The organism is Trinickia sp. HAY1-2D (assembly GCF_056754935.1).
In genome coordinates this window covers 1,990,693-2,015,843 of the sequence record NZ_JBPGWX010000002.1, presented here as the reverse complement: position 1 = coordinate 2,015,843, position 25,151 = coordinate 1,990,693, and the positions used below count along the sequence as shown (strand labels likewise).

At 63.1% G+C, this 25,151-nt stretch carries 26 protein-coding genes and 2 pseudogenes; 5 read left to right on the top strand and 23 right to left on the bottom strand.

Going from position 1 to position 25,151, the window contains the following annotated elements; genetic code table 11:
• Positions 1–17: 17 nt before the first annotated feature.
• The 17 genes and pseudogenes from ACR9ZC_RS16575 to ACR9ZC_RS16495 all read right to left on the bottom strand — a co-directional run bounded on the left by ACR9ZC_RS16575 (position 18) and on the right by ACR9ZC_RS16495 (position 14,437).
• Entirely contained in the window at positions 18–311 is a 294-nt protein-coding gene (locus ACR9ZC_RS16575; RefSeq protein WP_481581129.1) for a flagellar transcriptional regulator FlhD, read from the bottom strand.
• 148 nt (positions 312–459) lie between these two features.
• Positions 460–600 carry a hypothetical protein gene (locus ACR9ZC_RS16570; RefSeq protein WP_481581128.1) on the bottom strand — a complete coding sequence of 47 codons (141 nt, stop codon included), beginning with the start codon at positions 598–600 and terminating at the stop codon, positions 460–462.
• Positions 601–852: 252 nt separating this feature from the next.
• Positions 853–1,554, bottom strand: coding sequence for an OmpA/MotB family protein (locus ACR9ZC_RS16565; RefSeq protein WP_481581127.1), 702 nt, complete (start codon positions 1,552–1,554; stop codon positions 853–855).
• 67 nt (positions 1,555–1,621) lie between these two features.
• Positions 1,622–2,385 (bottom strand): annotated as a pseudogene (locus tag ACR9ZC_RS16560) (flagellar motor protein).
• A gap of 92 nt (positions 2,386–2,477) precedes the next feature.
• Positions 2,478–3,722 (bottom strand): Crp/Fnr family transcriptional regulator, encoded by a 1,245-nt coding sequence (locus ACR9ZC_RS16555; RefSeq protein WP_331572168.1) that lies wholly within the window; start codon positions 3,720–3,722, stop codon positions 2,478–2,480.
• A gap of 211 nt (positions 3,723–3,933) precedes the next feature.
• Positions 3,934–4,446 carry an ureidoglycolate lyase gene (locus tag ACR9ZC_RS16550; protein ID WP_481581126.1) on the bottom strand — a complete coding sequence of 171 codons (513 nt, stop codon included), beginning with the start codon at positions 4,444–4,446 and terminating at the stop codon, positions 3,934–3,936.
• A gap of 7 nt (positions 4,447–4,453) precedes the next feature.
• A pseudogene (gene alc / locus ACR9ZC_RS16545) lies at positions 4,454–5,466 on the bottom strand (allantoicase).
• Between the two features lie 54 nt (positions 5,467–5,520).
• Entirely contained in the window at positions 5,521–6,048 is a 528-nt protein-coding gene (gene uraD / locus ACR9ZC_RS16540; RefSeq protein WP_481581125.1) for a 2-oxo-4-hydroxy-4-carboxy-5-ureidoimidazoline decarboxylase, read from the bottom strand.
• Positions 6,045–6,995 (bottom strand): allantoinase PuuE, encoded by a 951-nt coding sequence (gene puuE / locus ACR9ZC_RS16535; RefSeq protein WP_481581124.1) that lies wholly within the window; start codon positions 6,993–6,995, stop codon positions 6,045–6,047. Before puuE ends, uraD begins: the two co-directional genes overlap by 4 nt.
• A 202-nt stretch (positions 6,996–7,197) precedes the next feature.
• Complete coding sequence (locus tag ACR9ZC_RS16530) at positions 7,198–7,941, bottom strand: aspartate/glutamate racemase family protein (protein WP_331572158.1); 744 nt, start codon at positions 7,939–7,941, stop codon at positions 7,198–7,200.
• A gap of 42 nt (positions 7,942–7,983) precedes the next feature.
• Positions 7,984–9,468 carry an NCS1 family nucleobase:cation symporter-1 gene (locus ACR9ZC_RS16525; RefSeq protein WP_481581123.1) on the bottom strand — a complete coding sequence of 495 codons (1,485 nt, stop codon included), beginning with the start codon at positions 9,466–9,468 and terminating at the stop codon, positions 7,984–7,986.
• Between the two features lie 173 nt (positions 9,469–9,641).
• Positions 9,642–10,334 (bottom strand): GntR family transcriptional regulator, encoded by a 693-nt coding sequence (locus ACR9ZC_RS16520; RefSeq protein ID WP_481581122.1) that lies wholly within the window; start codon positions 10,332–10,334, stop codon positions 9,642–9,644.
• 215 nt (positions 10,335–10,549) lie between these two features.
• The gene (gene ldcA / locus ACR9ZC_RS16515) at positions 10,550–11,476 is read right to left on the bottom strand and encodes a muramoyltetrapeptide carboxypeptidase (RefSeq protein WP_481581121.1); all 927 of its coding nucleotides are present in this window, start codon (positions 11,474–11,476) and stop codon (positions 10,550–10,552) included.
• A gap of 44 nt (positions 11,477–11,520) precedes the next feature.
• Positions 11,521–12,150, bottom strand: coding sequence for a tRNA adenosine(34) deaminase TadA (tadA, locus tag ACR9ZC_RS16510; RefSeq protein WP_481581120.1), 630 nt, complete (start codon positions 12,148–12,150; stop codon positions 11,521–11,523).
• Positions 12,147–12,563: a DnaJ family domain-containing protein gene (locus ACR9ZC_RS16505; protein WP_331572148.1), complete on the bottom strand. Its 417-nt coding sequence runs from the start codon at positions 12,561–12,563 to the stop codon at positions 12,147–12,149. Before ACR9ZC_RS16505 ends, tadA begins: the two co-directional genes overlap by 4 nt.
• Positions 12,564–12,687: 124 nt before the next feature.
• Positions 12,688–12,954, bottom strand: coding sequence for a hypothetical protein (locus ACR9ZC_RS16500; RefSeq protein ID WP_173258101.1), 267 nt, complete (start codon positions 12,952–12,954; stop codon positions 12,688–12,690).
• A 208-nt stretch (positions 12,955–13,162) separates the two neighbouring features.
• Entirely contained in the window at positions 13,163–14,437 is a 1,275-nt protein-coding gene (locus ACR9ZC_RS16495; protein ID WP_481581119.1) for a phophatidylserine decarboxylase associated domain-containing protein, read from the bottom strand.
• 157 nt (positions 14,438–14,594) lie between these two features.
• Here ACR9ZC_RS16495 and ACR9ZC_RS16490 point away from each other — a divergent pair, with 157 nt between their 5' ends.
• Positions 14,595–15,464 (top strand): manganese catalase family protein, encoded by an 870-nt coding sequence (locus tag ACR9ZC_RS16490; protein ID WP_481581118.1) that lies wholly within the window; start codon positions 14,595–14,597, stop codon positions 15,462–15,464.
• Between the two features lie 12 nt (positions 15,465–15,476).
• Here the strand turns inward: ACR9ZC_RS16490 and ACR9ZC_RS16485 are convergent, their stop codons facing one another.
• Positions 15,477–16,571 (bottom strand): glycosyltransferase family 4 protein, encoded by a 1,095-nt coding sequence (locus ACR9ZC_RS16485; RefSeq protein WP_481581117.1) that lies wholly within the window; start codon positions 16,569–16,571, stop codon positions 15,477–15,479.
• 164 nt (positions 16,572–16,735) lie between these two features.
• Here ACR9ZC_RS16485 and ACR9ZC_RS16480 point away from each other — a divergent pair, with 164 nt between their 5' ends.
• The 4 genes from ACR9ZC_RS16480 (at position 16,736) to ACR9ZC_RS16465 (ending at position 18,825) form a co-directional block, all read left to right on the top strand.
• Positions 16,736–17,254 (top strand): metal-dependent hydrolase, encoded by a 519-nt coding sequence (locus ACR9ZC_RS16480; RefSeq protein WP_481581116.1) that lies wholly within the window; start codon positions 16,736–16,738, stop codon positions 17,252–17,254.
• 186 nt (positions 17,255–17,440) lie between these two features.
• A complete protein-coding gene (gene flhD / locus ACR9ZC_RS16475; protein ID WP_173258091.1) occupies positions 17,441–17,758 on the top strand; it encodes a flagellar transcriptional regulator FlhD in 318 nt (105 codons plus the stop codon).
• 19 nt (positions 17,759–17,777) lie between these two features.
• Positions 17,778–18,302 carry a flagellar transcriptional regulator FlhC gene (gene flhC, locus ACR9ZC_RS16470; protein ID WP_481581115.1) on the top strand — a complete coding sequence of 175 codons (525 nt, stop codon included), beginning with the start codon at positions 17,778–17,780 and terminating at the stop codon, positions 18,300–18,302.
• Between the two features lie 319 nt (positions 18,303–18,621).
• On the top strand, positions 18,622–18,825 hold the full coding sequence (locus ACR9ZC_RS16465) for a LysR substrate-binding domain-containing protein (protein ID WP_481581114.1): 204 nt from the start codon (positions 18,622–18,624) through the stop codon (positions 18,823–18,825).
• A gap of 120 nt (positions 18,826–18,945) precedes the next feature.
• Here the strand turns inward: ACR9ZC_RS16465 and ACR9ZC_RS16460 are convergent, their stop codons facing one another.
• From ACR9ZC_RS16460 to ACR9ZC_RS16440, 5 genes are all read right to left on the bottom strand, one after another.
• Positions 18,946–20,088 (bottom strand): sensor histidine kinase, encoded by a 1,143-nt coding sequence (locus ACR9ZC_RS16460; protein WP_481582691.1) that lies wholly within the window; start codon positions 20,086–20,088, stop codon positions 18,946–18,948.
• A 305-nt stretch (positions 20,089–20,393) separates the two neighbouring features.
• Positions 20,394–21,281, bottom strand: a complete 888-nt coding sequence (locus ACR9ZC_RS16455; protein WP_481582690.1) for an amidohydrolase family protein — start codon at positions 21,279–21,281, stop codon at positions 20,394–20,396.
• An 87-nt stretch (positions 21,282–21,368) separates the two neighbouring features.
• Positions 21,369–22,394: a substrate-binding domain-containing protein gene (locus tag ACR9ZC_RS16450; RefSeq protein WP_481581113.1), complete on the bottom strand. Its 1,026-nt coding sequence runs from the start codon at positions 22,392–22,394 to the stop codon at positions 21,369–21,371.
• Positions 22,395–22,420: 26 nt separating this feature from the next.
• On the bottom strand, positions 22,421–23,416 hold the full coding sequence (locus tag ACR9ZC_RS16445) for an ABC transporter permease (RefSeq protein ID WP_481581112.1): 996 nt from the start codon (positions 23,414–23,416) through the stop codon (positions 22,421–22,423).
• Between the two features lie 41 nt (positions 23,417–23,457).
• Positions 23,458–25,020: an ATP-binding cassette domain-containing protein gene (locus ACR9ZC_RS16440; protein WP_481581111.1), complete on the bottom strand. Its 1,563-nt coding sequence runs from the start codon at positions 25,018–25,020 to the stop codon at positions 23,458–23,460.
• Between the last annotated feature and the right edge of the window lie 131 nt (positions 25,021–25,151).

The following is a 25,151-nucleotide window of genomic DNA, read 5'->3' as shown; positions in this document are numbered from 1 at the left end:
GATTCACACCGGCTCGCTCAGGCAGCGAGCGCTTGCGCCGGCTCTTGAGCGATGGGCTTGGCTGCCGCGGGCGTACCGAGGGCGCCCAGCATGGCATCTCCGTTCAAGCGGAAGAAGCATACGAGTTGATCGCGCGACGCGAGCTTCAAGGTTTGCTCCGGCGAAAGCCCCGACAGCACTTCCGCCAATGAAGCCGTCAAGCCCAGCTTCGCCATCCCTTCGTTACGGTCCTCGCGCAGCAACCGCTGCACGAGCGTCAAATACGACAGATTGATTTCGCGGATCGATTCGTGGTTATTAAACGCGTTCATAGCTTTCCTCTGCTTCTATCCGGGTTTGCTGCTCTGTTGTTAGATTCCCTGATTGCCTGGTTCTTCCCCGCCTGACGCGGGATGTTCCAATGTCCTTTTGCACGACGCGGCGCAGCACGCAAACGTTTGCGTCGTCGACCTGCGCGTGTCAACCGCCGCTGCGTTGGTCGGCTACTCCAAATGCGATCAGATTCGCGGCCACTTCGCGCAGCAGATGCTGCGTCAATGCACCAGCGCCGCCCTGCGTGAGGCGCTTGAGTTCGAGCAGGTCTTTGGCAATGAGGCTCATTTGAATCTCCTGGGGCGGATGCCTTCCAATCAGATCGGCTGCAAATTAAACCGATTTCCTGTGACTTAAGTATCGGTCAGACAAACCCCGAAGCAAATCAGCCAACTCTGAACCGCACGTAATATGTGGAGGCAACCTTGTCAGCGCTTTCCTACGCTTGGGGGCCGCTAGAACTACGATGCCCGCGGCAAAGCGCGGGCATCGAGTGGGGCCGGATCGATCGAGGCGGCAAAACCTACCGCGCGCGCCGCTTCAGTATTGAACGAGAATCGTCACGCGCCGGTTGGCCGCGCGGGCCGCCTCGTCGCTGCCGAGCACGAGGGGATCGTTGTCGGCCCGGCCGACGGCGGACAATCGATGCGGTGCGACGCCCTTGTCGACGAGAAAACGCACGACGGCTCCGGCGCGAGCCGATGACAGCTCCCAATTCGACGCGTACTTCGCGTTGGAAATCGGAACGCTGTCGCTGTGCCCCTCGACGAGCACGTTGCGGGTGGAATGATCGGCCAGCACGTGGGCAACCTCGGTCAGCACCGCGAACGAATCGGGCAACAACCGTGCATCGCCCGAATTGAACAGAACCCGGGCGTTGATTGCGATTTCGAGCCCTTGCGGCGTATCGACCATGGCGATCTGACCGCTATCGCCGAAAGGCTTCAGCAATGCCATCAACGTCTTTTTTGCGCCCTCGCGCACGCCGTCGCGGGCATTGGCCGCATTGGCCGCGGCCGCCTGCTCGTGTTGTTTCACGATGCGCTGTTCGAACGCCTTGCTTTCGAGCTCGCGGTACCGGGCAAGCTGCAGCACGTACAGCGCCAGGAAAAACACCATCAAGGTGGTGATGAGATCGGCGTAGGAAATGAGCCAGCGCTCCGAGTGCTCGTCGCTGTCCTCCCCTCGCTCGTGCCCGCCGATGTCGGACGCCAGGCGCTTGCCCCCCGTGAAAATGTTCATGGCACGAAAACCTCGTCAAAGCGGTCCGGCTGCCCGACAACCGGGAAAAGCCGGCACGGACGGCCGATCAGGCCAAAAGCTCGGCGGAGCGCTCGCGGACTTCGCCGGCAAGACGCGTTTCGATCGTCTGAGGCGATTCCTTGCGCGAGATTGCGAGCAAACCATCGAGGTAAAGCCGCCTGAAGCGCAGCTCGCTTTCGACTTGCGCCTTGATCTTGCCGTAAAGCGGCAGGAACACGATATTGGCGATCGCCAGTCCGTAGAGCGTCGCGGTAAAGGCCGCGGCAATGCCGGCCCCGAGCTGAGCGGGTTCGAGCAGATGGCCCGTGACATGCACCAGCCCGAGCACGGCACCGAGGATGCCGAACGTCGGCGCATAACCGCCGGCCTGCTGCCAGATGCGTGCCGCGGCCATTCGATTACGCTCGTAGGCGGCGAGTTCGCGTTGCAACGCGTCTTCGAGCACCGCAGTCGAGACACCGTTCGCCAGCAGCTCGAGGCCGCGCCGCGCAAACGGGTTGATGCCGCTCGTATCGAGCGACTCGAAAGCCAGCATGCCGTTGAGCTTGGCCTGATCCCCCATGCGAGCAGGACCGACAGGCTCTCGCGATCGACGGTCCGCGGTTTCATGAACGCGAGATGCAGTTGCTTGATGCCGTCGAAAAAGCGGGCCCAGGTATTCTGGATCATCACCGCGCTCAGCGTACCGCCGAGCACGATGACGAAGGCCTCGAGCTGAAAGAGCGTCGAAAAATGCCCGCCTTCCAGCCAAAAACCCGTACCAATCGCGGCCGTGCCCAGCAGCGCGCCGAATATCGTCAGCAAGTCCATAGTGTGTTCCTTTGCGCGCCGCGCGGCTCGCTTCACCGCCTCATGCGCGGCATGACCGTCGCGGCCGCCCCGTCATGCCCGCGGGTTACCGTTCAGGCTTCGCGTCTGACCGGCTCGGCCGGCGCACCAGCCGCCGCCAATTTGATCGCCCTGACGGATTCGATGAACCGCTGCTCGATATCGCTCACTTCGAGCGGATCGAGCTTGATCTCGCGACGCATCACCCAGGAGACCTCTTTCTTGCGCGCTTCGGTCATGACCGATTGGAGCCGCTCGGCGACAGCCTCGTCCGTCATCGCGGCAAGCATCTTGGCGAGATCGTATGTGTCGGTCGCGCTGACCGCTTCGAACAGCGTGCGTTGATCGACGTACTCGAGATCCTCGAGCGAGGCCACTTCGCCGCCAGGCCGGGCACTGCGCTTCGTGAAATAGCTGATGCCCTTTTGCTCGACGTAGCTGAGTACGTTCGTCTTGCGAAATGCGAACAGGTCTTCCGCAATCTCCGAGTGCGACAGCTTGTTCATGAGCACCTTGCGCTCGACGCCGATCAACGCTTCGAGATCCGAGAGCTCGATCAGTTCGAGCTCGCTGTTGATCGCGACATCGAGATCGTGGTCGGCGACCTGTTGTGCGCGCTCGATAATCCGAGCCGGATCGAATCGCACGACTTGGCGGGCCGTCGCGCCATCGTTCGTCGAGTGCCGGCCGTTGTTGGCGAGATGCTCGGTCCGGCCCAACTCCATGGCGACGAGATTGAGCTTTTCCATGCGCCGGAGCATCGTCATCACGTGCGGGCGAGAATGGCCGGCGATGGCACGGCATTTCGCGATGACACTGGGCAACGTGACCGCGACCTCATCGGGCTGCGAACGGCGTCCCCAGCCATCCGAGGCTTCCGTGCCTTCCCCACTCGCCATCAGGGCCAGTACATGGGCGTACGAGACCACGCCCGGCAGGAAATCGGCATGTGTGTAGGTAGCGAGCAGGTCGTCTTTCTTTTTCCCGCGGCGAATGGTCGTTCTGAGCAAATGCTTCAGCAGCGGCGAAGCACGCTCGAGCTCTTCATCGACCATGCTCGACGGCACGACGGTCAATTGGCAAAAACTCAACGCCTTCGCTGTCTGCGCGCGGGGCTCGCTCGGCAGCAGCGCCGCTTCGCCGAAGAATTCGCCCTTGCCGACCGTCGCGAGAACGACCTTCTTTTCGTCGCAGTGTGTGGAAATCTCGACTCGGCCTTCCGTAATCACATAGATAACGGGCTCGCCCGCGAAACCTTCCGAATAGATGACTTCTCCCGGCGCGGCCGTGCGCGTCCAGGTCGATCGTTTTTGATTCACGACACACCCCGTTGTATTCGCTCTTCGACGGTTTGCGCTGCTTCTTGTAGGCAGCGCTTCCAGCTTCTAATCCGTTAGCTCTGATAACGACACGAATTTCGTCGTCTTTAGCGTGGAAGAGCCGAAACGTGGGCAGGGTATTCGATGATTGCGGCAGTGCAATATTATGCTTGCCCGCCTCGCCATTTCGGGCGACAGCGGGCGCGAACGCTCATGAGAGCGCCCGCCACATGCCGTCCTGGGTGAGCCACACGGACTCGAGCAGCGTCTGCTCGTCGCAGTTGTGGCCTTCGCCGCCGCGGTCGATGACGACGAAATCGCTGACTCGATCGAGCGCAATGAGCGGATGGTGCCAGACGCCCTTGGCGTAGTTGACGCCCTGCCAGCCGCGCGACACGAAAGCGCGCATCGAGGCCGGCGCGAGTTCGCCCTTCGGGGCCACAACGATCAAATAGGGCGCGTCCGTCAGCGGGACGAACGCCTGGCTGCCGAGCGGATGCCGCTCGAGCATCCGCACTTCGAACGGCAACGCACGCGGCTCGCCGCGAAAGACGTTCAAGAGCGGCCGCCCTCCACCTTCGGCAACATCGATATGGGCGAGGTCGTGGTAGCGCATCGTCGTCCCGAGGTTGATCGGGATTTGGCGCGCGCCTTCGAGCTCGATGACATCGCCGAACGGCGCGAACGCGGCGCGCGTGAGCGGTTCGATAAGAAGCTCTCTCATACCGCGCTCACTCGATGCGGCCCCAGACACGCAAGCGCGAGACGCCGCCGTCCGGGAAGATATTGAAGCGCACGTGGGTCACGGGTCCGAGCGCGGCGAGACCGGTGTCGAACACATGCTGGGCATCCATGCGCAGCTTCTGCTCGTCGAGCAGCACCGGCCAGAACATCGACTGCGTGACGATCGAGCGATCGGTCCCCCCGAGACGCAAGCCGCTTGCAGCGAACAGCGATCGGGAAAGTTGCCCTTGAAATGCGCGGTATCCACTTCGATTCTCTCGACAGTGCCCGCATGCGCAAGCGCGACGATCGCCCAGTTGTTGCCGGGTTCGCGGCGCCGCCGCGTCTCCCAGCCATCGCCCATATTGATACCGCGGCCCGGCATCAATAGCGTCGAGGCCGCGCCGAAGTGTTCGTTGTTCGCCGCGACGATATACGCGCCGTTTTCCATCGCGGCCAGATCGAGCGCGGCGCCGCGGCTCACATCGGCCCAATCGACTTGCGGCTGGCCATACACGCGAAGGCGCGCGACGCCGCCGTCGGGATACAGATTCAGGCGCACGTGCGTGTATGCCTGCGTGTCGTTCGTCTCCAGGTAGTGATGGCTATTGCCCTGCAACGTCGTGGAAGGCGCGATCTGCGCCCATTGCGTTGCATCGTCGGGCTGACCGCCGCCGGGCACGAACGCGGCCTCGATCGAGGCCGCCGGCGGAAAGTTGCCGGTGAAATGGCTCGTGTCGATGTCGACGCCCTTGACGATACCGGCCCGCGCCAGTTTCACGATGCACCAGTCGTACCCCGTCGTGCGCTTACGGCGCGTCTCCCACCCGTCCATCCATTTGCCGTGCTCGTCGTACTTTCCCGGAACGAATACGGCAGGCTCGGGGCTCAGCATGCGATCCTTGGGCGCGAAAAATTCGTCGCTCGCCACCAGTGCCTGCGCGCCCAGGCGGGGGTCGGCCAGATTGACGTAGCGGCGCGTGAACTCGGGCGCGTTCGGGTCGAGAATCGGGAGGGCCATCGTTGTCGTCCTTTGTATCGTTCGAAATGTCGATCCATCGATGCATCAATGCGTTCATGCCGTCACGAGATCGTCGATGCGAAACCGCGCGATGCGATAGATCTGCTCCAGGCTCGTGTGCAGTTCCTCGTCGCGCGCGTTGTTCAAACGCGCTTCGAAATTCGCGATGATGCCCGCCCGGTCGTAGCCGCGCACGGCGAGAATAAACGGAAAACCGAATCTCTCGCGGTAGGCTCGATTCAGGCGCTGCAGTTTATCGAACTCTTCCTGCGTGCATTGCGCAAGACCCGCACCGCTTTGCTCGCGTGTCGATTCCGCCGTCAACTCGCCGCGCACCGCAGCTTTGCCGGCGAGTTCCGGATGGGCATTGATGAGCGCCAATTGCCGCGCCGGGCCCGCGTTGGCCACGATGCCGCACATCGCCGCATGAAGCGCATCGATACTCGAGAACGGTCTTGCCTCGGCCGCCTGCCGCGCCACCCAGGGAGAGTGCTCGAAGATGCCCGATAGCGCGGCCTCGAATGCGTCGCGCGGCATCGTGTTCAGTTGTTCCAGCGTGTATCGGTATTGCATGGGCTTCACGCGCGCGCGCCATCCTTGTTTGGCCGATAGGGATGGCGCGTATGCCAATGGCGCGCAATGTCGACGCGGCGCGCCACCCATACGCGATCCCTGCCTTCGATATGGTCGAGGAACCGCTGCAGCGCGCGAAAACGCCCGGGCCGGCCGAGCAGACGGCAATGCATGCCGATCGACAGCATTTTCGGTGCTTCACCGCCTTCCTCGTAAAGCACGTCGAAGGCATCGCGCAGGTAGGTGAAGAAATGATCGGCCGTGTTGAAGCCTTGCGGCGTCGCAAACCGCATGTCATTCGTATCGAGCGTATACGGAACGATCAGTTGCGGCCGCTTTTCGCCGCCTGTCACCTCGACTTCCGTCCAAAACGGCAAATCGTCGCCGTAGTAGTCGGAGTCGTAAAGGAAGCCACCGTACTCGGCCACGAGCCGCCGCGTGTTCGGGCTGTCGCGTCCTGTATACCAGCCGAGCGGACGCACGCCCGTCACGCGCTCGATCGCCTCCATGCCGAGCCGCATGTGCTCGGCTTCACGCTCGGGCGGCATGTCCTGATAGTGGATCCAGCGCCATCCGTGACAGGCGATCTCGTGCCCCGCTTCGACGAACGCGCGTGCCACTTCGGGGTTGCGCTCGATCGCCATGCCGACGCCGAAGATCGTAAGCGGCAGGCCGCGTTTGTCGAACTCGCGCAAGATGCGCCAGATGCCCGCGCGCGAGCCGTACTCGTACATCGACTCCATGCTCATGTGCCGCGCCGGATAAGCGGCAGCGCCGACGATTTCCGACAGAAACTGCTCGGATGCGGGATCGCCGTGCAGTACGCAGTTTTCGCCGCCCTCCTCGTAATTGAGAACGAACTGCACAGCGATACGCGCCCCACCGGGCCAATCGGCCTGGACGGGTTGCCGGCCATAGCCGATCAGGTCGCGCGGATAGCGAGGCTCGAATGTCATGGCAAAGTTCCTGCCAGAAAGAGGTTGACCGTCCGTGCGGCGCAGCGGCATGCGTGCGAGGCACGGCAAAGGTTCGAATCAGTCGGATCAGTGTATAGAAAACGCCCTCGGGCGCCCATACGGGCGCGCCGATAGCGAAGCTCACCGCGCGCATATGTCCCGCGCCGGCAGCGCGGATGCCGCGGACCGGCTGTGCGGTGCCCTATGGCGTCTCGCGCGGGCTGAACTCGGCCAATGGACCGTCATAGCGCTTCGCGAGCGGACGAGCATACTCGCCGCGTTTGGCCGTGGCGAGCCCGAGCGAGGCGAGCGCCTCCGCCCATTTGAGCGCCGCGGTGACACCTTCGACGACGGGCGCGCCGATCGCGTCCTCGATCGCGCGGCAAAGGTCGACCATGCCGGCGCAGCCGAGCACGATGGCGTCGGCGCCATCGTCCGCCAGCGCGCGGCGGCATTCATCCACGATGACTCGACGCGCCCCGCTGCCGGGCCGATCAAGATCGAGTACGGCAACCTCGGTCGCGCGCACGTTGCGGCAAAACCGCTTCATGCCATAGCGCTCCGCCAGATGCCATGCCATGCCCGTCGTACGGGCGAGCGTGGTGACGACCGTGAAGCCCGGTGCGATGACGCTCGCCGCATGCATCGCGGCCTCGGCAATGCCAATGACGGGTCCGCGCGCAAGCTCGCGCGCCGCGAACAAGCCCGGATCGCCGAAACAACCGATGACGTAAGCGTCGATTCCGTCGCGCTCGCCGGCCGCCACTTCGGCCAACAACCCCGGCAGCGCGAGCGACTCGTCGTACCAGCTCTCGATCGATGGCGGCCCCATGCTCGAGGTGGCGGCAATGACCTCGGTGCCCGGCGCTGCGATGCTGCGCGCGCATGCCGCCATCGTATCGGTCATGCGTGCGGTCGTATTCGGATTGATGAGTTTGATCTTCATGGCCTGGTGGTTCCCGCGAGCGTTGAGTATGTCGTCGGACGATCAGCCGCGCAGCCCGCGTGTGGCGAGCCAATAGAACAAGGCGGCAAGCCCGACGCCGATGAACCACGAAAAGTTCGCAAGCGTTGCGAGCGCGGGCGTCATGACGCAGGCCACGGCAAGCGCCGCAGCCGGCAGCACGGCCGCGACGGCGCGCCAGTTCACACCGCCTCGGTACCAGTAGGTTCCGTGTTCCGACATCGAATAGAGATCGTCGAGCACGACATGCTGCCGCTTCACGATGAAGTAATCGACGATCAAAACGCCATATAACGGGCCGATGAACGAGCCGAGCACATCGAGCGTGTAGTGGATCACGGCCGGATTGTTGAACAGGTTCCACGGCGTGATGAACACCGACGCCGTCGCGGCCAGCATGCCGCCCGCTCGCCAGCTGATATGCTTCGGCGCCACGTTCGAGAAGTCGAACGCCGGCGAGACGAAATTCGCGACGATGTTGATACCGATCGTCGCGATCATGAACGTCAGCGCGCCCAGCACGACGGCGAACGGCTGATCGATGCGCCCGACCGTGGAGACCGGATCCGTGATGAGCTCGCCGAATACGGGCAGCGTCGCCGAGGTCGTCACGACCGTGACCAGCGAGAACGCCAGGAAGTTGACCGGCAGCCCCCAGAAATTGCCGCGTTTGACGCTCGCATAGCTCTTGCAGTAGCGCGAAAAGTCGCCGAAGTTCAGCATCGGCCCGGAGAAGTACGAGACGACGAGCGAAATCGCCGTGATCGTGACAGGCAATGCCTCCCAGCCGTGGTACTTCACGGTTCCCAGATTCAGATGGATGTTCGATATGCCTGCGCGCGCAACCATGTAGCCGGCCAGGATGAACATGACCACGTAGACCGCGGGGCCCGCGAAATCGATGAACTTCTTGATCGTCTCCATCCCGTTCCAGAACACGAGTGCCTGCAAGACCCAGAGCACCATGAAGCCGGCCCAGCCGAGCGTCGACAATCCGAGCCAGCCATGGTGATGAACGTCGGCATAGGGCATCAGTTGCGGGGCGAACTTGAGCAGGACGATGACGAACGCGCTCGATGCGAGATAGGTCTGAATCCCGTACCAGGCAACGGCGATGAGGCCGCGAATCACGGCCGGGATATTGGCGCCGAGCACGCCGAACGTGGCGCGGCAAATGACCGGGTACGGCACGCCGTTTTGCTGGCTCGACTTGGCGATCAGGTTTGCGAAGACATTCACGATCCCGATGCCGACCAGCAGTGCAATCAGCACTTGCCAACTCGTCAGACCGAGCGCGAACAAGCTGCCCGCGAACACATAGCCCCCCACGCTATGCACGTCCGACATCCAGAACGCGAAGATGTTGTACGCGCCCCAGTGTTGATCGCGCAGCGGCGCGAGATCCGCGTTGCACAGACGTTCGCTATAGCCCGCGGGCACACCCTTATCGGCATGGGAGGACGATGGGCCGACAGCGCCGGCATCGGTGGGTACGGTCAGGTCAGGCATAAGCGTCTCCGGTAAAGGAACAACGTTGCTGCGCGGCGTGTCGGATACCCGCGCAAGACCGAGCGCCTGTCGAACGGCAGCCGCGGTCGGCGCGATTCGCGGCTGAAAGTTATTTAGTTGTACTAATCAGTTGAAGCGGACCCGCCTTGCCAGGGCCACGGCGCATGCGCGTGTTAGCCGAATACCTCGCGTAAATCCGCTTCCCCGCGCGCGGGCCGATCGAGCATCTTCAATTCGACCGTCTGCAAATGACGCACCATCAATTCCGCGGCGCGCGCGGTGTCGCCGGCGCCGATTGCGTCGACGATTTGTGCGTGTTCGTCGAACGAGCACGGACTGCGCCCCAGCGATTCGTAGAGTGCCGAGATCAACGTCGAGCGCGCAACGAGCCCCGCAAGACAATTGCAGAGCACGCGATTACCCGTGAGCTCCGCGAGCGCCGTATGGAACTCGCCCGATAGACGGATCCACGAGCGGAAATCGCGATGCTCGAACGCAGCGCGTTCGCGCTCGATCATCTTGGCGATCGCCTTTAAATGCGCCGCCCCCTTCCCGTCTTGATTGCCGCAAACGCGCTCGATCACCGCGGCCTCGACGATGCGGCGCATCTCGAACACCTCGTGCACCTCGCGCAGCGACGGGCTGGCCACGAACGCGCCGCGATTCGGCTCGAGATCGACGAGATGCTCGCCGGCGAGCTGCGAGAGCGCTTGCCGCACCGTTCCGCGCTTGACATCGAACACCTCGCAAAGCTGAGCCTCGGTGAGCTTCGCGCCGGGCTTCAACCGGTGTTCGAGGATCGCGTCGCGAATGCGCTCGGCAATCGCCGAGGGTATTGCGGCGTCGGATGATTTCGGCGTCGGCATGATCGGTATAGTAGGTTGGACATAAAGATTGTCAACAATTTTCTCGGGCACGAGCCCCACCCTTCATTGCGGGTTTTCACTTAAAAATCCGCTATTTGGTGCATGGACGCGCCAGCCGCGTGCATTCCCGAGAAAGGTGCGCACCGCATCCGGGCGCGAAATCGAGCGTCAGATTGTCAACAATTTATCGCGCACTGCGCGACGGGAAGCGCGGTTCAGGCGAGCGTGGGATGCCCGCCGACAGTCAGCGAGAATCCGTCGCCGTCGGCTTGGAGCCGCGCCCGGGCACCGAACGGCAGCGTGACGAGTTCGCTGCCATGGCCGAAGCGCAGGCCGGTTACGATCGGTACGCCGGTGACGGTGCGCATGTGCTCGAGCATGGCGGAAAAGTCGTAACCATTGTCGATGGGCGCCAGCTTCCCGCCGATGAAATCGCCGAGTATCAGGGCCCGCTGGCGCGCGAGAATGCCGGCGTGATGAAGCTGATAGAGCATGCGCTCGACGCGGTACGGGTGCTCGTTGACGTCTTCGACAAACAAAATCCCGCCGTCGATATGCGGCATGTAAGGCGTGCCGACGAGCGCCGCGATCATCGCGAGATTGCCGCCCCAGAGCGTGCCGCTCACGTCGATTTCAACGCGCTGCGCGACGGGTTCGCGCACGGTGAATTCGCTCGATTCGAGCGCCGTCCAGAAACATTCGTCGGTGAAGGCGCTGATGGCCTCGGCGCCAAAATTGGCCGTGAGCATCGGCGCGCCGAACGTCACGAGACCCGCACGCGCAAAGAGCGCCAATTGAATCGCGGTGAAATCGCTGTGCCCGCAGATCGCGATCGGGACCCCCGCAAGGCGCCCCGCGAGACCCGCATAATCGAGCAAGTCGAGAATGCGCACCGCCCCGTAGCTGCCGCGCAAGGCCAGCACGATGTCGGGCAGCGGATGGGCCGGATCGGCAAGCCGGTTGAGATCGCCCGCACGTTGCGCGTCGGTGCCGCCAAAGCGCAGGTAACGGCGCTGCGCCACCTCCTCGCCGCTCACGCGGTGACCTTGCGCGCGCAGTCGCGCAACGCCGCGCTCGACGGCGGCCATATCGGGCGGGTAGCCGGAGGGAGCGACGATCTCGATGGTGTGCGAACGGGTCATGGTCGATTTCGAAACGGGTGAACGTGTCGCCTCGCCAATGTTACTTACACCGGCTGACGGGGCATGCAGGCCTGCTCATCGGCGGTATCGGCGGCACCAGCCGCGCCGGCGGCACGCGCGGTTGCCGCGACACGCGCGGCGCGAATGGCCCCGCGCCGATGCGCAAAAAATGACTTCAGCGCGTCGCTGCACTCGGTTTCGAGCACGCCGCCGCTAACGTGGGTATGGTGGTTGAGCTGGGAATTGGCGAAGGCATCGACGACACTGCCGCATGCCCCCGTCTTTGGATCGTGCGCGCCGAACACGACGCGAGCGATCCGCGCATGCATGATGGCGCCCGCGCACATGAGACACGGCTCGAGCGTCACATAAAGCTCGCAGCCGGGTAGCCGATAGTTTTGCAGCGTTTGGGCGGCCGCGCGCAACGCAACCATTTCGGCATGAGCCGAGGGGTCGTGAGCGCCGATGGGATGATTGAAGCCGGTTGCGAGCACGCGTTCGCCTTGCACCAGCACCGCGCCGACCGGCACTTCACCCGCTGCGCGCGCGGACTCGGCGGCTTGCAGCGCTTGTGCCATGTAACGGCGATCGCGCTCCGCCGCGGCCTGCGCATTGGCGCTCGCACCGTTCTGCTCGGAACCGGGCGCAACGGAGCGCGTATCGCGTTCGTTCACGAAAGCCCAACCTGCTGCGGCTGGGCCGCATCTTGCGCGTCGCTCTGAACGCGCTCGGAGAGCCGCTCGGCAATACGGCGGCAGTATTCGCGCGGCACGACCGTTGGCTCGCCGCGCAGCGATTCCAGTGCCATATCGAGGGCGAGCAGCTTGGCTTGGAGGCGGCAACGCGCCGCCTGGTCGCCTGCGGCGTTCAGTTCGTCTTGCAGATGACGCAGCGAGCGCAGTTGCTCTACGGCCGGCGGCACGAAACCCGCGTTCTTCAGTATACGATTGGCGACGCGCACTTCCTCGGGCACGAGCAAGTCGTCGTCGAGTTCCTGCGGCGCTCCGGCGCCGGGCAAATCGTCGAACTCCCCACGCGCTGCCGCGGCGGCGATGCGCTGTTCGACCAAAGCATCAAGCAATTTCATCTGCGATCCACTACATGGCGGCGCGGGCATTTTAGCAGGCCGCAGCCGGGCGTCGCCGATTCGGCGCTAGACGCCGTCCTCGGTGGGTCGGGCCGGCGGCCGATGCTTGCGAATCGGCGCCGCGCTACATGCCGATCTTCGCTCGTAGTTCCCGGGCCGTCTCGAGCAATCCTTCGTAGCCTGCCCGGCTATGCTCAGGGAGGTCGGGATCGCCCACGAGCGCGCCAAGCGTCTCGATCAAGCTGTATACGATGCCTTTTGCGGCGCTGACGGCGATGTTACCGGTACTGAGCTGCTTGTCGACGTGACTGAGCGCCGATTCGAACTCGCCTAGTTCGAGCGGTTTGGAGGGTCGGTCTTCACTGGGTTTGTTCGACGGATCGGACATCATGACGGTCATTTCCTCACATTCGGCGGGTCCTGCGCCGGCCGCCGTGCTCCGCAAACGCACCGCCGGTCGAGACCCCGTGCGGTTCTTATATACCCGCTGCGCGCTTACGTCCACCCGGTGTGCTTGCGCCGCCGCACGCAACGTCCGCGAAAGGTCGTGCAATAGGTAGCGGGCACTGGGTAAATCACCCGCCAAGATTCGGCTTCGATCAACGCCTCGAACGCTTCGCCGTCGCAAGATGCGCATTGACGCGGATCGGCGGGCCATCGTCGCGGTACGGCGGCTGCGGCACGAACGTATCGATGACCCCCGGCCGGAATACCGCGCACCAGGTGCTGCCGCCGTACTGGAAGTAACCGAGTTCATCGCCTTTTTCGACGTGCTGTCCGGGCAGCGCCACGATCCGGCACGAGGACACCTCCGCCATACCGACGAAGACGCAGGCCACCTCCCCGATCGCCGGATCGTCGCAATCGATGACGATGACCGCGCGCGCCGCGACCGCTGTCGTGTAGCCCTGGGAATGGTTGAGCCCGCCAGGGTCGGCACCCTGTGCCTCGGTATTCGAGTAATACGTTCCGTCGACGTTGTACGCTTCGCAGATCCGTCCCGCGACGGGCGCATGCCAGCGGTGGTAATTGAACGCGCTCAAATAGCCCTGATAGACGGTCCCACCGACGAAGCGCTGCACACGTTCTTGCGGTGTGCAAGCCAGCATTTCACGCAGTGAATACGGCTGTGCCTTGAGCCAGAAATGGTCGTAGAGCTGCGCGTTTTCGCGCACGTTATATGGAGATGCCTCGCAGGCACTGACGATGATGCCGTGATCGCCGGGATTCGCCACGGGTCTCGCGCCGGGGCGCAATTCGCGCGTGAAGAATGCGTTCCACGAGGCGAAGCCCCAATACGGCTTGGCGGGGTCGCAAAGGAATGCATCCATATCGATCTTGCGGCGCGCCTCTTCGCAGAACCAGCCGTCCGGCGAATCGGCGTTCAGGTGCGCACGCGAATGCGGACCGCTCAGAAACCCGCACCAGTAATCGAGTACGCGCCTCATCTGCGCATTGAAGGCGGGATCGCGAAACGCGGCATATCCCGACGGCATGCACATCGGCCAATCGAGGACCGCATTCAGCGGCGTCGCCACCGGCGCCGACGCGTCGAACGGCGGCGCAAACGTTACCAGATAGTCGATGATGCGAATCAACTCGTCGATCGATCCGTAGCCCAGCTCGTAGCCGGCGTCTCGCGCATCGTCGATTGCGCGGGTCAGGTTCATCCGAAGCACGGGATCGCCGTGCACGAGATTCGACAGGTCGCGAACCACGCTTGCGGGTGACCATGCCTGCCCCGCGCATTCGGCCCTTGCCCGCGCCCGCGCGGCAATCTCGCAGCGAAATGCCGCGGTGCGTTCTTCCTGCGCCGGCATCCAACGGCCGAGACGGCGCCGCTCTTTCAATGGTCCTTGTCGATGGTCGCTCATGGCGCCCTCCTTTGCGCCTGCACCCAGCAATTTGCCTGCCACACCGGCAATGAGCCGACGTGGGCCGGCGGGAATAGCCGTTGCGTATCCGGACAGGCCGAGCGGGCACCGATACCTGGCCGGAGGCATCCACTCTCGTCTTCTCGAAGGAGTTCCCATGTTCATTCACAACAAGCGTCTGCAATACACCGTGCGCGTCGGCGCGACCGACCCCGGTCTCGCCAATCTGCTGCTCGAGCAATTCGGCGGGCCGCAGGGCGAGCTCGCCGCCGCCATGCGCTATTTCACGCAAGCCGTTGGCGAAGAGGATTCGGGGCGCAAGGATATGCTTTACGACATCGCGACCGAAGAGCTGAGCCACCTCGAGATCATCGGTTCGATCGTCGCGATGCTGAACCGCGGTGCGAAAGGCGAGCTCGCCGAGAACATCGATGCGCAAGCCGAGAGCTATCGCAAGCTCCACGGCGCCGGCAACGACAGCCACGTGACGCAACTGCTTTACGGCGGGGGTCCGGCGCTCACGAATTCGGGCGGCGTGCCCTGGAGTGCGGCCTACATCGACACGATCGGAGAACCGACCGCCGATCTGCGCTCGAACATTGCCGCCGAGGCGCGCGCAAAAATTATCTACGAACGCCTCATGAACGTGACCGACGATCCGGGCGTGCGCGATGCTCTGGGCTTTCTCATGACGCGCGAAGTCTCGCATCAGAAGTCGTTCGAGAAAGCGCTGTATTCGATCACGGGCAATTTCCCGCCGGGAAAACGTCCGCCCTCGAGCGAGTTCGCGCAGGTCTACTACAAGATGTCGCAAGGCGACGCGCCTATCGAAGGCCCGTGGAATCGGGGCGATGGCCTGCGGCTCGTCGCGAATCCGCCTGCGGCAGCGGATGGGGGCGATGGCAAGGCATCGGTCGTGCTGTCCCATGCGGAGCGTACGGCGCTCGAGGCCATGGCGCAGCGCCAGCAGTCAGACCGCACCGTGGATCCCACCACGGGCGCGGAGCTCGGTAGCCAGAAAAAATAACCGAAGGCCCGCCTATCCGGCGGGCCGCCTCATCACCCTGGCTCCGGCGTAATCGGGGCTCGCGGGAGCGTAAGGCTGCCGGGCGAGCAGGCTTTCATAGACGCTCAGATAATCGCCGGTCATCCGCTGTGCCGTGAAACGCTCGTCGAATACGCAACGGCACGCGCGGCGGTCGATGTCGCCCATCGCGTGAACGGCGGCGACGGCGCTTTCGACGTCGTCGACCACGCGGCCGTTCAGGCCGTCTTCGACAATCTCGGGGATGGCACCGCGACGGAACGCGATCGTAGGCGTGCCGCAGGCCATCGCCTCGATGATCACAAGACCGAACGGTTCCTCCCAATCGATCGGCATCAGCAGCGCGCGGGCTTCGGAAAGCAGACGGGCCCGCGCTTCGCCACCGACTTCGCCGAGGAATTCGACATGGCGGCGATGTCGTGCGATGAGCGGTTCGATCGTCTCGTGGAAATAGGCTCGCTCGCCTTCGTGAACCACCGCGGCGATTTTAAGCGGGACGTCCGCGCGACAGGCGATTTCGATTGCCAGATCGGGACGCTTGCCGGGCGTTATCCGGCCCATAAACAACAGATATTCGCCGGCACGCTCCGCATACGGCAGTTCGTCGGGCGGTATGCCGTGGTGGACCGTGCGCTGCCAGCGAGCCCAGGGCAACGCAGTGCGCTGCGAACGCGAAATGGAGACCAGCGGAACGTCGGCAAAGGTACGCAGCAGCGGGCCATGGTCGTTGGGCAATAGTAAGCCGTGCAGCGTCGTGATATGGCGGCAAGGCAGATAACGCGCGAGCGGAAAGTGCAGCGGCTCGCCATGAAAATGCACGATATCGAAATCGTGCGCGCGGCGGGCCAATTGCCCCAGTTGATGAAGATGTTGAGCCTGGGTATCCCAGACATTGCGATCGCGCCACAACGCGCGCTCGCAGCTCGGCACGAGGTGGGCCGACGTGCGCGAGTCGCCGCTCGCGAAAAGGGTCACATCGTGGCCGCGCGCGACGAGCGCTTCGGTCAGGTAATGGACGATGCGCTCGGTCGCGCCATATGCGTGAGGGGGGACGCTTTCGTACAACGGCGCGATCTGGGCGATACGCATGGTAGGGACTCCGGCGGCGGCATGCAGGCGGCCGCGCATCGAGCATGCCTGCGCCGGCGGTTGGCACTCTCCGCTTGCGTGGCGCCCCGGCGCGTCACCGTCGACGGCCACGCCCCATCCGTGATAGCGTCCCATTCCTTTTAGCTTCCGAGCAGGTCCTCGTTATGGCATCTCGCAGTGCGCACCATCTGACCGGTTGGGCAGCAGGTGTGATCGCAGCGGTGCTCGTCGCGCAAGCGGGCGCGGCGGGCCCCTGGTATATCGGCAGCTTGGCCGCGTGCCTGGCGGGCGTCGCGGGCGGCACCGCGCCCGATTGGCTCGAAATCGCGTGGTGGAGCCGCAGCCGGCGGCTTTGGATCGCGCATCGCAGCGCCACGCATTGGGGGGTCGGATGGATTGCCGCCCTCGTCCTGGCCTATCGCTCGCTGGGCCATGCGCACCCGTTCGCCGCGCCGCTGTTCGGGTTCGCCTGCGGCGGCCTCATGCATCTCGTTGCGGACTGGCCCAATCCGCTCGGCGTGCCGTGGATATTCAGGCGCCATTCGCTGAACTGGTGGAAGAGCGGGCGCTGCGATCTGCTCGTGGTCGCACTGGCGTGGGCGGCAGCCTGTTGGGTCGCCCGGCCGCTCCTGGCCGCGCCCGTGGGACATCTGGCGCATGGACTGCGCGTGCTCGCGCACTGAGCAGCGGCCCACGTAGGAAAACGCCGACAGCGGGCGTAGTCCGGACGACAGAATCTTCCGCCGCGGCTGATTGGTAGCGCGAACGATCTGAACAATACTTCCGTTCACCGCACGCACGGCCCGAAGCTCCCTCGAAGCAGTGCAGGCAAATGTCGTGCGACCCGCCCCCCGCTGAAGAGGCAAACAGTGAACGATCGCGAAACGCTCGAATCGATGCGCGAATTCAACATCTCGTATCTGATGCTCGCGCAGCACATGCTCAACGATGATTTCGCCGAGGGCATGTTTCGGCTGGGCTTGTCGGCGCAGATGGCCAACCTGATCCAGATGCTGTCGCCTTCACAAACGGTCAGGCTTGCCCAGAGCGAAGACCTGGTCTGCGACATCCGGTTCGATGACGCCGCGATGCTCTCGGCTCTGGCAACAACCGATACCGGCCGCGATCTGAGCGCGATGCATGCGGCCATTTTGCTGGCCGCACAGCCTGCCAGGCAATTCAGCTGACCGACCAACGGAGCACGCCATGCCGAAGATGAGCCTGATCGAAGAAGCGCGGGAAGTGTCGCGCGCCGTCGCGTTGATTGAGCTGGGCGCCCGCATGCAGGTGCTCGAATCGGAACTGACGCTCTCGCGCGACCGACTGATTCGCATTTATCGCGAGGTCAAGGACGAGTCGCCGCCGAAGGGCATGCTGCCCTCCTCTGCCGACTGGTATATGACGTGGCAGGCCAACATTCATTCGTCGCTCTTCTACCACACGTACACCTTTCTTAGAAACGAAGCGAGCTGTTCGCACGTCGATGCGCTCACTAAGGGGTACCGCCTCTACCGCGAGCATTGCACGCGCGGCGGACTCGATGTGCATCTCGACTTGACGCGCGCCTGGACGCTCGTACGCTTTTTCAAGGGCGGCATCCTCGATATGCATCCGTGCTGCCGGTGCAAAGGCAAGTTCGTCTCCTATAAGCACGATCTGCCCCGCGCCCGCGCGTGCGTCATGTGTCAGCCGCCGTCGCGCGCAGGCAAGAAATCGAAGTCGTTGAACTGACAGGGCTCGATTTCCTGTCGAGCAAGCTGAGCAGTACTTGCAGCGGATGCGGTAGATCCGTTGCATCGATCGCCCTCACCTGGCAGCGGCACGAGTAGCCGCTCGCCATCAACCTGCCCCCGTCGCGATGTCGCGCCACAGCCGGCGCGCAGCTCATGCCGTAAATCGTCTCCGACGTCGCGCGGTTCCCTGCCTCGTGCCCGTAGGTACCCGACATGCCGCAGCAGCCTGCCCGCGGAACGTTCAATCGTGCGCCGAAAGCCGTGAAAACGCGTTTCCAGTCATCGATTGCGCTCGCCGCGTTCGTCCGCTCGGTGCAATGCGTGAGCAGGACGTAGGTTTCAGCGGGGTCGGCCTCGTTCCTCGATGCCTGATCGAGGACGAGCTGGCGTCGGGCAAACTCCTCATGCCCTTCGATTTGCCGTATGCCAGCGGGATGAGCTATTACTTTGGCTATCCCGCTCAGAAAGCGGAGCAGCCATCGGTGGCTGCGTTTCGCGATTGGCTGTTGGCACGGCCGTAAGCGTGCCCGATGAGTGGTTAGAAACGATATAGGTACGCAACGTCGACAGTGCTCTCTGCGTTGGTACGAACCGAGGCCGGATCGACAGCCGGCAACCTGTGCCCCCGGGGCGCGACGGCCCTACCGAGCGTGTTCTGGCGCCGCATGCCGGGGCAGGCTGATCGTGAACACGCAGCCTGTGCCAGGTACGTCGCGCACGCTCAGAGTCCCGTTGTTCGCCTCTACGCTGCGCCGCGCAATGGATAGCCCCAGCCCAAGGCCAGTTCGGTCTTTCGCGCTTTGCGTAAACGGCAGAAACATCCGTTCCGCGTCGCCAGGCGGAAGACCGCCGCACTCGTCGCTCACGTCGATCAGGATGCGATCCGACACGGCATACGTGTCGAGCGTCACCTCGCCGTGGAGATGCGTAAACTTGAAGGCGTTCTGCAGCAGGTTGGCCAACGCTGAGTAAAGCTGGTCGCGATCTCCAATGATAGCTAGTCTCGGGTCCACTGCGGACACCGTCAATACGCATCCACGAACCTGAGCCGCGAGATCCGCAGCTTGTTTGACTTCCGCAATGAGCTCGGCAACCGGAATCATTCTGGATTGCGCCGTAATGCCCGTTGCTTCCCGGACATCTTCCAGCGATTGCGCGATCAGATCGCGCAGCCCGTCAAGGCTTCGCTCGAGCACGGCCCCCGTTGCCCCTGACAGACTTAAGCTTCCGGTTTTGGCGGCGGTAAACGCGAGCGTGGCAGTGTGCAGCAGGTTGCGGAGTTCATGGGCGAAAAATCCGAGGCGTTCGTGCAGCTCGACGGCCTGTCGGTCTGCCATGACAAAATCCCGCTGGTAGCTGAATTCGGTTACCGCATCGGCAATCGCGTTGTCCAGACAGCGATTGAGGGTGCGAAATTCGTCGATCTGAAACGGCGCATCGCGCTCATACGCAAGGTCGGTGATGGCCTGACACATGTCGCCATAGTCATGGACGACCTGATCGACCGAAAACCCGAGCGCCAAAAGGGCCCGTCCATGTTCGGCAGCAGTTGCGCCAATCTCCGATAACGACGGCCCGCCGCCCGAAGGCCCCGAAATGCGGCGGCTACCCATCGGCTTCGACGTTTGTTCCATGCGCAGCGTTCTGATGAGCTGATCCAGGAACATCGGCACACCGTTCCGGAGCTGCTGGGCGGTTGCTGCCCGAGCGGGCCGCTGCGCGACCTTGGCCCGGCACCGCTCGATGAGTTCGTCGCGATTGTTGGCCAGGAAAACATGCATCATGATGGATCCCTTGACGTCGGTCTGCTGCACTTCGCTGGCGGCCAGCTATCGCGGCCACACGCCGCCGGCAGCCATGCGGTCTCTTTCGTCTCGGAATCTCGGGGCGAAATATTTCTGCGCCGGAGTCGGCGCGATGGTCCGTTTTCCGGCAATGGTTACCGTCCGCACTTTCGCGTAGATACATCTTACTCGCTTCATGTATTCCTGCGGGGCGCCATCACCGAGCGGCTTTCAGCGGAGCAGCCATCGGTTGCCACGTTTCGCGATTGGCTGTTGGCACAGCCGTAAGCTTGCGCGATCAGTGGTCAGAGACGGTATACGCGCGCAGCGTTGTCATGGAACAGCGCGGCACGCTCGGCCGCAGAGAAGTCGCGCGTAATCGCCTTGAAGGCATTGAACAGCTCGTCATAACTGCTGAACAGCTTGTCCACCGGGAAGTTGGACGCAAACATGCAGCGCTCGACGCCGAATGCCTCGATCGCATCGAGCACGAACGGGCGAATGGAATCCACGGTCCAATTCCAATCGCCCATGCCTAACCCCGAAATCTTGCAAGAGACGTTCGGCGCCGACGCCAGCATCTTCATCGCCTTCTTCCACGCTTCGATTTCGTCTCGCTCGCGATCTACCGGCATGCCAGTGTGATTCAGCACGATCGGCGTATCGGGAAAATCGCGTGCGAGCGCCGTCGCTTCTTCCATTTGGGTGTAATACAACTGTAGGTCGAAAGAAAGCCCGTACTGCCTGAGCAAGCCGTATCCGCGGCGCCACTGGCTGTCGCTCATCAAATGCGGGCTATCGATGAAGGTCTTGACCGGGTCGCGATGAAAATTCAAGCATTGGCGGATACCTCGGATGTTCTCGAACGCGCAGTGCGCCGCGATGACCGACTCGACGTCCGGCGAAGCGAGGTCGGCGAAGCCGACGATCCCGTGCGGGTATCCGTATCGGTCGGCGACGCTCTGCAACCAGCGCGTTTCGGCCACCGGGTCGTTATGGTCGTACTCCACCTGGAGATGTACGCTCTTCACGACATTCTGATTCCGGATATCGGCGAGAAAATCTTCGATCAGGTAGTCCCGGCGGATTGCCGAGTAGTCGCCGAAAACACGTTTGAGCATCGGTCCCTGCAGCCAGGGATAGTTGCCAGTTTTGAGGTCGTAGAGATGATGATGCGGATCGATGATGGGCAGATCGTCCATGGCGCATTCCGATGTGAAGAATCGTTGAAAGCATTTCGCCCGCCCTGCATCGGCCGGCAGGCGATCGAGCTTCGAAGCCTAATAGTTTCCCGCGGACGGTGGGTACACACGTTTCACCGTCGCTCGAACATCGGGATCGTCGATCGTCTCGCGCGTGACGAGCGGCTCCTTCAGCGCGAGGTCCTGCGTCGTCGGTTTGTGGTTGAGCGCATTGAATACCTGAGAGGTTGCGTCGATGCCCTGGCCCACCGCCTCCTGCAGGAAGATTCCCTGGATGGCGCCATCGCGCAGCAGGCGGATCGTGGTCGGACTGCCGTCCGCGGTCACCACGGCGACCTTGCCCGTCAAACCGCGGGTTTGCAAGGCCTTTGCCGCACCGGTCGCCGCTTCGTCGTACATCCCGTAGATCGCTTTGACGTCAGGATGCGCGGTCAGAATATCGTTGGCCTGGGCCACCGCCTCGTTGACGGTGAGGCCGTGCGTTTCGAGCACTTGTACGAGTTCGCATCCGTCGGCCTTGAACGAGAGCTGCGCACCTTTCATGTATTTCTGCGCGTTCTCGCGGTCCTGCGGCAACGAGAGCATGGCGATTTTGTTGCCGCCTCGCTCCTTTGCGAGCTTGCATACATAAGCCCCCTCCGCCTTGCCGGTCTCGAAGTTGTTCGCGGTGACGGCCGACGTATAGTCGGTCTGTCCTGACTCCGGTCCGATACCGGCAAACGCCACCGGCACCGATCGAGACTTGAGCAGGCGCAGCACGGGCGGCGTACTGGTGGAACTGACCGGGCCCATCACGATCGCACTGACGCCGCGCGTCAAAGCAGTGCGTACATTGTCCATCTGTTTCGCGGGCGAGTTTTCCGAGGTGAACTCGACGTAGTTCATGCCGAGCTCCTGCGCGCGCTGCTTCACGCCATATGCGACCCATTGCCAATACGAAATATCGAGCGACGGTGCAATATAGGCAACTGTCGGCTTGCTTTGCGCAATGGCCGAGTACGGCCAGGCGGATGCCAAGGCAATCGATGCAGCCAGCATCAGGCGATTGACGAACCGAGGGGCGCGGTCCGCCATTTTCGAATTCCAGTCGGGTTTATACATCATGTCTCCTTCGATTAATACTGTTGGGCTTAGCGCCGGGCTTTGGTCACCCGGTCGACGAGGACTGCAACGAGAATCACGATTCCAGTGACGGTGCCCTGCCAAAAGCTGTTGACGCCGATCAGATTGGCGCCGTTCTGGATGATCGTGATCATCAACGAGCCCAGCAACGCGCCGATCGCCGAGCCCGTTCCGCCGAAAAGGCTCGCTCCGCCGATCACGACCGCAGCGATCGCTTGCAGCATGAGGCTCGATCCCGCCGTCGCCTCGGCGTTGCTGATGTATGAAATGCTGACGATGCCGGCGCATGACGCGAGCAAGCCAGAGAGCAGATAGGCGCAAAGACGCACGCGTTTGACGGGAATGCCGATCGCACGTGCGGACGAGCTGCTGCTGCCGATTGCATAGAGCCAGCGGCCCGCAACGAGCTTGTTCAATCCCAGTTCGATGAGCGCCAGTAGCAGCACGCACCACAGCGCGTAGTTCGGCATGCCTGGAATCAGCGTTCCCGAATTCAGGAGCCAGTAGTTGGGATCGGTGATCGGCAACGAATGGCCGTCGGTGACGATGAACGACAAGCTGCCCGCAATCGCATAGGTGCTCAGCGTCACGACGAATGGAGCAAGGCCGACGAACGTGACCAGCGCACCATTGACGAGACCCACGGCCACGCCAACGCCGAGACCGGCGAGACTGCTGAGGACCGCGCCGTACCCGTGCGCCATGGCCAGCCCCGTGACCATCCCGGTCAACGAGAAGACCGACCCCACGGAAAGGTCGATGCCGCCTGTGATGATCACGAGCAGCACACCGAACGACATGATCGCGAGCGGCGCAGCGGCTTGTGTAACGTTTGCGAGGTTTCCGACGGACAGCGCCGCGGGAACGACCGTGCCGACCGCCAGTTCGATGATCACGATCGCAATCGCTATCGCGATTTCCGTCCGGTAGCTGGAAAGCATCCATCGCTTGGCTTTCGAAGGCGATTCGCGCTCGCTCACGATCGCTTGTGGCAGGGTCTTCATCAATGTCTCCGGATTGGAAATGCCATGTTTACGGTTCGATCTCATGCGGCCATGCCGGTGGCGTCGGCGAGCGTCGATTCATCGATCTCGGCGCGTGGAAGTACCCTCGTCGGCTCTCCGCCGAGATCGAATGCAAGTACTGCGTCGCAAAGCTCGACGAGCTCCCAATACTCGGTCGACCACCATACGATGGCGCAGCCGCGTTCGGCCAATTGACGGACCAGCCCGTAGATCTCGCGCTTGGTGCGGATGTCCACGCCACGGGTCGGCTCTTCGAGAACCAGGAGTTGCGGATCGAGCGCGAGCCAGCGGGCGACGAGCAGCTTTTGCTGCGTGCCGCCGCTCAGGGTGGCGGGAAGATCCGAAAGGGAGCCCACGCGGATATCCAACGTTTCGAGAAGCCAGGCAGCGCGAGCCGCCTCCGCTCGCCGCGCTACGTATCGGCGGCGCACCACGCGCTCCGCTGCGCTCAAATTGTCGAGGATGGACAGGCTATGCAAAATCCCCTTCTCGGCACGGTCGCCCGAAATGAAGCCGACGCCATCGCGCGCGGCCGCAGCGGTAGTTGCATATCGCAGCGGCTTTCCACCGCGCGACAATTCCCATTCGCCTCGAGCGGCAAGGCCTGTCAATGTTTCGATCAATCCTGACGGGCCGGTCGGCGCACCGGCCAGACCGAGGATCATGCCGGGCTTCACGTCGACATGGATACCCGCCCTTCTTACGCTGAGCTTCGGTAGATCGGCGCGCTCACTTGCCGGCGTCCGGCGCGCACCTGAACGGGTATACGACCCCAGTGCGCCGGCGGTTTGCGCTTGGTCGTCCATTGCGGCGCACTGGCCCATGTACTCGACGATTTCACGATCGCTGATCGACTCGATCCGGGCACGGTCGACGGCCGTCTTGCCATCGCGGATGATCGTGCAAACATCGGCGACTTGCCGGATCTCTCGCATGCGGTGCGAGACGAACAACACAGCGAGGCCGGTGTCGGCAACGAGGCGACGCACAACCGCAAAGAGCCGCGTCGTCTCCGCAGCGGTCAAGTTCGCCGTGGGTTCGTCAAGCAGCAGCAGCTTCGCGCCCGAGCCCAGCGCGCGCGCTATTTCCACGAGTTGGCGCTCGTGCAGCGTCAACTCGCCGACGAGACGGCCGACCGACCGATCGGCGAATTGCGGATCGATGAGCGATAAGGCGTCCACCGCCGTCGCCCTCGCCAAGCGGCTGCTATACGTTTGCACGCCGCGTCGCAGGCGCGGCATCGCAATGTTTTCCGCGACGGAAAGATGCGGCAACAAGGCCAGTTCCTGATTGACGACCGCAATCGCGCCCGGATCGATATCCGATGCGATCGATGTTCCGATGGCTTTGCCTTCGAACTCGATCGCGCCGTCATCGCGTTCATATTGGCCCGAGACGATCTTGATGAAGGTCGACTTGCCGGCGCCGTTACCACCGAGGAATGCATGGACCTCGCCGCGCGCTATCGACAAATCGAAACCGCGCAGGACGTTCGTCGGTCCGAAGCGCTTCGCGATCGAACGTGCGGACAGCAGGTATTCCGGCATGCGTGTCTCCGTGACTTCTATTGTTTTCGCAGTCATGCATCCTGCCGTCCCTCGAGCGCGCTATATTCGTCGTAACTGCCGATTCGGTGCGGTCGACTTCCGGGGATTGCGAGGCTGCATGAATTGATGCGATTTGTCGGCAGCATGGCAGTGCCCATGCGGCCCGG